This is a genomic window from Mycoplasma zalophidermidis (assembly GCF_018913985.1).
GTDB classification, from domain to species: Bacteria; Bacillota_I; Bacilli_A; order Mycoplasmatales; family Metamycoplasmataceae; genus Mycoplasmopsis; species Mycoplasmopsis zalophidermidis.
Genome location: NZ_JAHMHK010000003.1, coordinates 83,086 through 94,579 on the forward strand (window position 1 = coordinate 83,086; position 11,494 = coordinate 94,579).

The following is an 11,494-nucleotide window of genomic DNA, read 5'->3' on the forward strand; positions in this document are numbered from 1 at the left end:
AATAAGTTTAAAATATCATTTTTTTATCCAATTAAACACACTAACCCCATTAGTGTGAAACTCAATTTTATATAATCTAAACGCACAAAAGTGCGTTTTCTTTTGTTTTTTTTTCATAAATTTTAACGCATGTATGTATTTAATATTAAATTTTAATTTTATAATATAATACGCATATTAAATATGGAGATAATATGAAAGTAAGAATTAAGAAAACAATCATTATTTTGTCTAGTGCTTTAATAGGAACTGTTGCTTTAGCAACAGGACTAAGTTTAATCCCCACTAAGGACAAGCAAGTAAAAAAATCAAGCGAAATAAACAAAAAAAATGCCGCTGATACAATTACTAATATTCCAGATTTGCCTAAAAAACAAAAAACAGAAATAATTAATCCTAACGTAGATATTAGTTCAATTAAACTTTCTAACCGCATTTTTTCTAAAAACGCAATTGAAGCAGATCAATCAATCAATTACTTAGCCATGGGAGATTCAATCACAGCAGGTTTTGTGGCTACCTTAGATAAAGATTATTCTGGAAAATTTGAAAATGGCGAAGTAAGCGGTATTAGCTATCCAGCATATTTAGCTAATTTTTTCAATAAAATTAAACGTTTAAATGCTTTTTCAAACCGAGCCGTTACCGGTTCTACATTTGCTGACTGAAACTTATTATTAAAATCGGAAGGCGATGAATCCAAATTAAATGAAATTGAGTTGAAATTAGTTAAATTCAGATTTGGCGATGGTTGAAAAAATAAATATCAAAGTTTGGTCAATGATTTATCAAAAAGCAATTTAATTACAGTGTCATTGGGTGCGAATGACTTCTTACACGCCATTGGTGAAAGCGCTTCTAATTTACCACTAAACGAAATTGTAAAATTAATTAATTCTAAACAAGTAAACTACTCATATATTTCTAGTTTAGTAAATGATTTATTCAATAATTTATTCAATAATATTCAAAAAAGACAAGAGGAATTTATTGATAGAATTCAAAAGTTTGCACCTAATTCTAATATTAACTTTATAGGTTTCCCTACTCCATTAAACACAATTATGAATTTAGTTGATCGTCATATAAATAAATATGATAAAGATGCTAAATTCAATTTAAGTACTATTTTACTAGACTTAATAAACAAGAAACTTAAATATACGGCCACAAAGAAAAATACATACTTCATCAATCCATTTAACCATGATTACTGAGTAAAAAATGCTGAAATTTTAACTCCGTCACTATTTGATATACACCCAGGTGAAAAAGGTTATAAAAAAATAGCTATAGATTTATTTATTAAATTAATTTCAACGAATCGTAACGCTAAAGAATTTTATAAACATAATATAAATTTTGGTTCAACATATCTTAATAGCGATCAAGATTCATTTTTAACTCAAATTAAATTAGATAAAGACCCATACCAAGTTATTAATGAAGTTTTTGGAGATGATTTAGATAAATTTCTACTTACCGAAGATAAACAATATTTAACTCTTAAAAATGAAAACAAATTTAATGAAAAAAACTATTTTAATCGTGTGCTTGACAATGTCGGATTGGATGAAATTGTTTTTGATAAGGTATTACCAAACTTTTTTGAGTCTGACTTTTATCATAAAATTGACCCACAAAATACATTAAAGAATTTCTTAAAAAGAGATAACAATAAAAATTTATCAAGTCTTAAACATTGATTCAAAGATTCAAAAATAATCCCAAATTTATTAAAAAACGCTGAAGAAACATTCAAAAATTATGATTGAGATAATGATGGTAAACCAGGGGCAAAAGATAATAAAATCACCTATTTAATTGAAGCATTTAAAAAAGAATTATCAAACGAACCTAAAATAATCAATTTAATTTTTACATTGACGCAAACAACTGTTTTTAAAGATAATTTGATTGAATTCAAAAACATTGTTAAAAACATTTTTACCAATGTTGTTAATTTAGATATTACTAAGAAAGAAATTTATAAAGGTATAGATTTAATTTACGATAAGGAATCATCTAAAATTGCGCCTTATATTAGCAAAAATGATTTAAAAAATCTTGCAAATTTAATTTTAAATTCAGAAACTCTTAAAACCAATGTAGCTGATATTTTAGGAAACATTATCGAAGACAGCCCTAATTTTTCAAAAGCGAAATCATTCAAAGAATTATGATTTACATTTATCAAAAATCCAAAAAATTCTGATTCGATACAAAATATTTTCCACCATATTACTAGCGATTTAATTAAAAAACCGGAATTTAAATTAATGCTTCGCAACTTAGTTCAAAACTTAACTATTAATTATCCAGAATATTTTAAAAATGTAGATATTAATAATTTAGCTGACTTAACGAATGAAATTTTAGAATTTTGAACTTCGATTGATTCTGAATTAGGTATTAGTAAAGACATTACAACCGAATTAATAAATGAACTTAAATCTGATTTACCAAATAACTTCAATATAGGTCGTTTTGGTAAAAATGTAATTGAAAGACTGAAATCTAAATTTGATAAGGATAATTTAGAGTTAAATATTTTAAAATTAATAAAAAACGCATCTAAAATTAACCTTCCAAAATATAAATTATCACTTCAAGCATTAACCAAAAACGTAATAAAAATTTCTACGAAAAATAAAGAACAAACAACTAAATTCTTTGCCTCAATTTATCAAACATTAGGTACAGATATTCAAAAAATAATTAATGAAGATGATTTTTCAAGTTTAATTAACAAATTATTAAACGAACCAAAATTCGAAGACTTGATTGATAGTATTATTGAAGATGTAACACAAATTAACAGCGATAAATTAGCCGCAGCAACATCGTTATTTGATTTACCAAAGATAATATTTGAAAATATTGAAAATTCACGCACTCTAGATAATTTACTTCAACTTATTTCAAACTCTATAAGTTATCCTGAATTAAATTCAGTATTTTCTGAATTACAAAAAAAATTACCGAAAGATTATCAATCAATTAACACCGATACAATTCGTTCAATAATTAAACATACCATTACTTACCACGAATTAAAACCATTAATTGTAAGTTTTATTAAACACGGATTATTAAATACGAAAACTACCAAAGTAGACTTATCAACACCAACGACACTAGTTAAATACTGATTAGAAAATGATGGAGAAAAGCAAGCTGTCAAATTGAATTTAAAATCATTTGTAATTTCACTATCAAAAAATACTGATTTAATAGAAATAATCTCTAATATTATTTATATTGAATTAAATAAACACCAACCTTTAGGGGAAAATATTCAACTCCAACAGATTACTCAGCTTATGACAGCTTTATTTAGGGATATTGAACCATGAAATGATAAGATAAAATTGATAGATTATATAGTTGAAGACTTAGTTGACAATTTGGAGATAAATGGTATTAATCTAGATATCAATAATTTGACAAATTCAATTGTAAAACGTATATTTGACAAAACACAACCAGAGGAATCAACACTTAAATTAATCAAAATATTTACTGAATCTAATATCATTGGTCAAAACCGTGATGTCATTAAACAATTGGTTACAAATGGATTAAATTTTGCTTCAAAAAATATGGATATTGCTGGTTCTATTTATGCAAAATTACCATCAAAAACTATTGATGATATTTCTAAATATATGACCAAAGAAGATTTTAAAATTGTGATTAACGATACAATTGAAAAATCGAAGTCAGATATTTCAATATTGCTTGACACAATTATTGATTCTGCGTCAAACAACCACGAATCATTGCAAAAAGCAACATCATTTAGAGATTTAATTAACTTATTATTTACACCTTCCGAAAATGAGAAAATTATTGCTCAAGCCTTAGAAAGAATTATTGTCAATGCTATTTCTCACCCTAATATATTCAGTTTATTGAAAGGATTATGATCTGAAAATATTAAACCGTATGGTGTAAATTCTGATGATGCAGCAAATACCAAGTTCGCTAAAGACTTGTTTAATGAATTGCCTAAACTTATTAAGGAAATAGGATTAATCGAAAAGGTTATTAAGTCGATTTCTCAGTCAGCAAAAAATAACGATTCTACTCAACTGCTTATTGAAAATATTGGCAAAGACATAATAAATGGACTACATTTAACGGATTATAAATTAGCACAAATAATTTTAAAATCAGATACATTGGTTCAAAATAAACAAACTCTAAAAGAGGACATTCTAACAATAGTTAATAAAATAACAACTGATGATACATTGACTGAAAAATTTGTAGTTGATTTCAAATTAGATTCTGCATTGACTAAACTAGGCGTCACTCAGCAATCAGCAGTAAAAACCTTACAGAGCGCATTCAAATCACAGGAATTAAAAAATATTTTAGAAGCATTTTTGAATGAATTATTCAATAATAACGAAAAATATGCCTCATTAGAATCATGGCCTAATGCATTAGGCGAATTCTTTAGATCATCGAATGCTACAACAATTAGAGATAGTTTAAAACATTGAATAAGAGAAATCTTCACAAATAATGAAGATGTGTCTAACGCATTAGGAAAAGGGTTAGCCAAACTAATGCGTTCGAACGGATTTAACTTCGCTGAAGAAAAAGACCATATTGTTCAAGATTTTATTAAATCTTTTGCAAAACAAGCTGTAAACACAAAAATTCTTGATGATATTGTCGATTCATTATTCTCTAAACTTAAAGAAATAGATAAGCACGAACTTTCTAAATTCCCTGAACTTATCCAAAACGCTTTTAAAGAAGGGGCGATGAAATTTATCTCCAGTGATGGTGTAGTTATGCTAAGTAAAATATTTGAAAATAAAGATGTTTTTAAATCAATATTTTCAAACTTAGATACGAAAGCATATTCAGATTTTATTAATTTATTATTTGAATCTTCCCCAGCTGATTTTAATAAAGGTATATACGCAATTATGTTTGCTAAACCTAATGAATCAAGCAACTTCAATGCTTCGAGTGGAATATCTGGAATAATTAAAGGAGAGTTTGGAGCATTTATTGAAATATTCGTATCACCTTTAGTTGATCAATTCTTTAAAGAGTTAAATGAAAGTCAAAAATACACCGATATTAATGAACTAAAGAAAAATACTCAGGCCTACCATAGTATTTGACGTTTTTATGCATTTCTAAGTCAAATTCTTTACACAAATTCTCCGGGTGGATTATTCTGAAACAGAACTGGTTTAACAGCTGAGGCATTCACGATGGAAGGTTTTATAGCTGCTTTCAAAAATAAAATTTCAAAATACCCTAATTTACTTGATAAGTATTCAAACAATTTAAGGATAATTGGTTTTGCCAACAAAACAACACCTTTATCCTACTATATATCAGGACAGCAATTATTGTCTAGCTGATTAGGAACATATAATTCGAGATCAGGCGGACTAAGCAGTACATTCTATGGACGTGACCACACATTGGTTTATATTTATTATGGAAATAATAAAGATTCAAAATACAATAATACCAAAACATTCAAACAAGTTTTACTTGAAGATATGTTAAAAGGATACCAACCCACCGAAACAAAATAACTCTTTAACTAGGTTATTTTGTTTTTTTCGGAAAATTTATATTTTTATGAAAAAATAATTACAAAACTTCTGTTTAATTGAATTAAATTGTATTTATATGTTAAAATTAAAATCACATATGCAATAGGAGGTTATCATGGGTCTTACTGGATGAATATTAACAGTAATTTTTTGCTCAATAGCAATGGGTTGCGTTGGAGGATTTATTGGCTTTTTTATTGCTCGTAGTAAAATCCAAAAACAAATTAAAGAAAACCCTCCAATTACTGAAAAAATGGTTAGAGCGATGTTTCTACAAATGGGTAGAAAAGCTTCTGAACAACAAGTCAGAAATGTTATGCGTTCAATCTACGCCGCTAAAGATAACTAGATACAGATTGCTCTGTATCTTTTTTATTTAGTAGATTTAAAAATATTATTGTATAATAAGCAAGATTAACATATAACCATGTAACTTTTATATATTTTTTTAAATAATTTAGTAATAATAACTCCCTTATAAAGTACTTAGGGAATTTTAACGTTATATTAATAATAGGAGCAAAATGAAAAAAATAACAAAACTATCACTAGTATTTACCAGTTTTTCAGCATCTGTTTTACCACTTGTATCAGCCGCATGCAATAATGGCAATTCAAATCAGATTAAACCAAATACTGGTACTCAAGAAAGCGACCAAAGCGCAAATAACAATCAATTAACTATTGACACAAATCTAAATTCACTGGGTAAAACAATGAACGCCTTAGAAATTAAAGAGCGTTTAGATTTAATGCTTGAAAGCGGAAAATCTAATGAAGAAATAATCAACTATATTAATTTATTTACTATTAAACCAATCAATGTACCCACTAGATCCTCACTTACTTATTTAAATGCCGAAACAACAGGAAAAGGTGATTTAATTTTAAATTTCAAATTAAAACAAGATAAAACCAAATCTGAAACTATTTCTAAAAAGTACACAAATTTTGAGTTATATAACGAAAAAAGCGGTGAATCGGGAAAAATTAGTGGCGGAATAGCTCAAGTCGGAGATTTAAAAATAAACACTGATGTCAATAGAAACGGGAGAAAAATTGGTGCAATGGAATTTAAAACTAAATTCGACGAACAATTTGATTCTGTTAATGGTGATGCAACAAAAATTTTAGACTGAATGAAACAATATATTGACATCGAAGGAGATTATTCCAAAAATTCAAAATGAGTATATACAGTTCATAAATCAACACACCATCATGGAGATTATAATTTGCACGCATATATTAGTGCAAGAGATAGAATTACTGGTCGAGTTTACAGAGCGTTTGACGGCGACGGAAACCCAGGTATAACTTTTTTAGGATGGAATAAAGTTAAAAAAATTGGGAATATTTTTATGGAAGAAATTTCAAATGTCTCACTAGAAGGTACAAAAATTAAAGCAGACCAAGTCGCAAAAGAAATCAACTCAGCATCGACAATCGATGAAAAATTAAACATTATTAAAAAATACAGCACAGAATCATTTGATGAATACTTTAAAGGTGATAATACCCAAGTTGACTACCAAATAAAAGCTGAAGAAAATAGCACAGATATTAACCAATTACATTTAATTTTCAATGTTAAAGGGAAGGCAGAACACGAATTCAACATTGAAAAAGAAACTAAAATAACATTGAATCGTTTCTTTACCAATCTAAAAGTGGGTGATTATACAATCAACACAGCTGACAGCAATTTTAAACACCACGCTAATGAATTGTTGGCTTGAATAGGCGGAAAACAAAACAACGTACATCCAAAAGAAATTCAATTAAAAGAATATTCAGACCAAATTATGACTATTTTCAATAGTGACAAATATACAGATTACGGCAAAAAAGTTGGAGTAGCTATCGATTTAATTGAAGATTTGGTTTTCGATTTACAAGACAAGTGAGAAGAATTAGATAATTATAAAAATATTTTAACCGAAGATGAAAAAGCATCTGTAACTAAAATGTTCAATAATTATGATTATGTTAAAAAAATTCGCATAAATGGTACACTTTCTAAAAAAGCTAATGAAATTGGTGAATTAACTGATCCGATTAAACAAAAACAAGGATTTCAAGAACTTGCAAAATTAATGAAAACACAATTGTTAAACGGATGATCTCTTTGTTTAAAAATGATATTAAGTGGGGCTGAAAAAAGAGCTTCTGAATATACTAAAAATAATATTAAACACATAATTTTAGAAAGAATGATCGACAAATCAAAAGAAATGATTGCAAATCAAAAGTATGATTATATTAATTACCAAAATATAATGGAAAATATCAACTACGAATTAGATAATTTTAAATTTGGTGACCTTGAAAATCTTAATTTCGAACAATTAGTTGAAGTTATGAGAAATATCTTGGAATATTCAATTACCAAGGATTCAACAAATGATAACTTTACTTACGAAATAGACAGGAATGCACATGCACCTAAAGTAAAAGACCATACAAATTCAGCAACAGGTGCTAAAGATTTTTCAGTTTTAACACTAACAATAAACGTAACTAATAAGAAAAATAATTCTGTTGAACCAATAACATTTAACATAATTTTTAAACACTCGGAGAATTGATAATATGAAGCAAAAATTTAAATTCTTTGTAGGGTTGTTATCTCCAATTTTACCAGCTACAATGCTAACAGCTGCTTGTTCTCAAACAAGTAAACAAAATAGTGATTTAAAACAAAACTCCCATCAAAATTTGGAATTAACAGAAACTCAAAAAATTAAAAAAATATTTGCCGAATTTATTGAAATTATCAACAAAATCAAACAAAAATTTGGTTCAAACCAAGAACAATTTTTAAACAAGAATACTCGTTTTTCTAAGTTCAGTAGCGAATTTAGTTTGTTAAATAATAAAGATGATTCAGAATCTGTTTTATTATTAATTAAAAAATTTTCTGACATTACAACTGTCGGTAATTATATTTTGGCCAAAAATGAATATGCGAATTGGTCACACGATCATAAAGATTTATATGAAGAATGATTTGAATCTAATGCTGGTGTAGAATTAGTTAAAAATTCCCTAGGAATTATTGACGATGCCAAAATTCAAATCCAGACTAATACTAAAAAAATTTCCTTGGAAAATAATGCAAATTCAATTTGGGCTTTTGAAGACTATTTAAATGACCTTGGTAACAAAAATTTTGAAGATAAGACGATTCAAGAAAAATTAACTAGATTAAAAAACTTTTTTAATGACTATATTTACAACAATGATAAATGAGATGAGGACCAACACGACTCACTACATAATAAAGAAAATCATAGTTCAGACAATCATACCCACACCCATTCACACGCAACCTTGAATATAACTTTGAATTCAATCAGACAAAATAAAGAATTTGTTGAAGAATTCGTAAAAGTCTTAAACCTTAGAAAAGATTTCGAAAAATTATCAGACCAAAAGAAACGTGAATATTGACTAACTAATTTATTTGATAAAATCAAATTTGATAAAGAAAATCTTTTAAAAATTGCTAATGAAGCTGAACAAGAATTAGAACTTCAGAGACAATTAGCAATTAAAGCTCTTGATAAAATCAAAGCAATTGAAAATATAATAAATCCTAGTTAATAACTTATCACACCATCGGGTGTGATTTTATTTATAAAATCCATTAAATAAATCAAGTTGTAAATAAATTATTATTGACTTAATAAAAAATTATTTTTAACGACTAATTTTATCTGTTTTTAATTAGGAATTAGAATTTACTGGATTTAAATATTTTTTAACTCAATTAATAATGGAAAATTACGATTAACACTTAAATAGATTTATTTATATACTGTTGTGAGTTTCAATTTAAGTCTATAAAATAGAATGTTGCGTAATTGATTTTAATTTAATGGAATTTTGACCTATTTTCTGAAACAAATAAAATTAATCATCAAAGATTAAATTTATGCAAATTTAGCTGAAACAACAACAAACACTGATTTTTATTCAAAAAAATACTCGGATTAGCTTTTTTTGGTTAATTTGGTAAATTTAGTACAGACAAATAAATGAAGAGCATATTATGAAAATGAAATTAATTAATTTACTATTGGGGGTTGCTATCGACAGCTTTAGCAACCGGAGTTTCAGTAAGCCAATCCAATAATTTTGCGTTGAATAAAAATGATTTCAAAAATAAAAAAAGTTATGAATTTTCTATCAAAGATTTCGACGTTATATTTTCTGGAAAACGTATTGATAATAACAACATTTTTATAAAACACCGTGAAACCAAAAAAAAGATAAAGACGGTAACCCAATCAGTTACATTATTATCAAAGTTGAAACAGAAAAAAACAGTAAGAAATTCACTGGTGAATTCAAAATTGAGAAATTCAGAACATCAAAAGATGATTTAGAAAGTAGTAATCTAACTATAGATGGCGATTAATCAAAAACACCTCAATAATTCACAGATTCTATTAATACTAATAAAACACGCCTAAGCTAAATAATTTACGTAACGTTGTTATTTACAATGTTACTTTTTCTGATGCAAAAGTTAGTCAAGATGGTGTAGATGTACCGGTTACTATTACTGACAAGAACGATCAAAATGACAGTTTTTCTGCCGTGGTAACAATTAATAAAAATGAATTTAAAAATATTGAAAAATTAATAAAAGTTATTACCGATGCTGATGATACCAAGAAAAAAATTGACTCAATTACTGGTGAAGATAGTAAAAAATTAAAGATAATCCTAATTCAACTCAAGATGAAATCAATGATGCTAAAGACAAAGCTAAAAAAGTTGTAGAAACTGTTGAAATAAAGCTGATGCTACTGATTTTTCAAATTCAATTAATAATGCAACAGATACTGCAAAAATTATCGCTAACAATTAAAAAGCTGATAAAGATATAAAATACATTTTAGATACCGAAGCAGACTTAAATAAAGCTATTGTCGCGACCAAAAAAATAAAAAATAAGGAACATGTTACACAACAGGAAATTAACGAGGCTAAGAAAAATATTGTAGACGCTAATAACAAAGCAAAAGAAGCAATTAAAAACTTCCAGTACTGAATTAAATTAAAAAATAGTGTAGACGAAGCAACAAAAACAAAAGAAATAAAAATCACTGGCACACCAAAAACATGAGATTTTGTTGTGTCAGCGAAAGAAAGACTTGAATCAAAATTAGTCGATGCTAACACATATCTAAAACTTCCTGACACTCCGTCATTTATGGTATATACGGTAGCTAGAGATTTAGAAGATGCTAATGAAACAACGTTACTACAATTAGAAGACATAAATAATGGAATAAAAAGAAACGATTTAAATTCAGAAATTATTGAAGCGGAGAAAACCGCAAAATTATTAGGTTATGTTAAAGGCGAATATTAATATTATCCAGATTACAAAACAATTTTAGCTAAAATAAATAACTACTTAAAGATTGCAAAAGTAGTAGCCAACAATAATGATGCAAACTACGATTTACTAGTTTCAACTAAAAAAATCGTTGAATGCGTAAAAAATTAGTGTGTAAAAAGCTGCAACTTACTTGCATCTTTTTTGATTTTAAAAAAAATTAGAAATAGTACTAGTGTAAATATTACTAATGAAGCAGAATTTGTTAATGACGAAAACGATAATAAAATTCTTTATGATTTAAGTTTGATTGTGAAATGAGTTTTTAAATATAGTGAAAATGATTTAAGTAATTTAAGAAATAAAATCATTAAAAATATTTCTGATTTTTTATATCAGAAATATAAATTAGAATATAAGATAGACTATCAATTTAATTTCGAAGAAATAGATAAACTTGTAAGAAATATCACTTCCCAAAAAAATGTAGAATTAGAAGATATATTATTTATTTATCCAGTAGAAAATGTCTCGAAAAATAAAGGTA

At 26.7% G+C, this 11,494-nt stretch carries 7 protein-coding genes and 1 pseudogene; all 8 read left to right on the forward strand.

The window, feature by feature from the left end:
- Positions 1-194 precede the first annotated feature (194 nt).
- The gene (locus tag KQ878_RS04405; RefSeq protein WP_216567870.1) at positions 195-5,573 is read left to right on the forward strand and encodes an SGNH/GDSL hydrolase family protein; all 5,379 of its coding nucleotides are present in this window, start codon (positions 195-197) and stop codon (positions 5,571-5,573) included.
- A gap of 136 nt (positions 5,574-5,709) precedes the next feature.
- Positions 5,710-5,943, forward strand: coding sequence for a YneF family protein (locus KQ878_RS02525; protein WP_171112014.1), 234 nt, complete (start codon positions 5,710-5,712; stop codon positions 5,941-5,943).
- Between the two features lie 175 nt (positions 5,944-6,118).
- Positions 6,119-8,185, forward strand: a complete 2,067-nt coding sequence (locus KQ878_RS02530) for a hypothetical protein (protein WP_216567871.1) — start codon at positions 6,119-6,121, stop codon at positions 8,183-8,185.
- A gap of 1 nt (position 8,186) precedes the next feature.
- Positions 8,187-9,200, forward strand: coding sequence for an MAG5150 family histidine triad lipoprotein (locus KQ878_RS02535; RefSeq protein WP_216567872.1), 1,014 nt, complete (start codon positions 8,187-8,189; stop codon positions 9,198-9,200).
- 482 nt (positions 9,201-9,682) lie between these two features.
- The gene (locus KQ878_RS02540; protein WP_216567873.1) at positions 9,683-9,985 is read left to right on the forward strand and encodes a hypothetical protein; all 303 of its coding nucleotides are present in this window, start codon (positions 9,683-9,685) and stop codon (positions 9,983-9,985) included.
- Positions 9,986-10,199: 214 nt separating this feature from the next.
- On the forward strand, positions 10,200-10,385 hold the full coding sequence (locus KQ878_RS02545; protein WP_216567874.1) for a hypothetical protein: 186 nt from the start codon (positions 10,200-10,202) through the stop codon (positions 10,383-10,385).
- A gap of 355 nt (positions 10,386-10,740) precedes the next feature.
- Positions 10,741-10,980, forward strand: a complete 240-nt coding sequence (locus KQ878_RS02550) for a hypothetical protein (RefSeq protein ID WP_216567875.1) — start codon at positions 10,741-10,743, stop codon at positions 10,978-10,980.
- Between the two features lie 174 nt (positions 10,981-11,154).
- A pseudogene (locus KQ878_RS02555) lies at positions 11,155-11,494 on the forward strand (hypothetical protein); the annotation flags it as partial.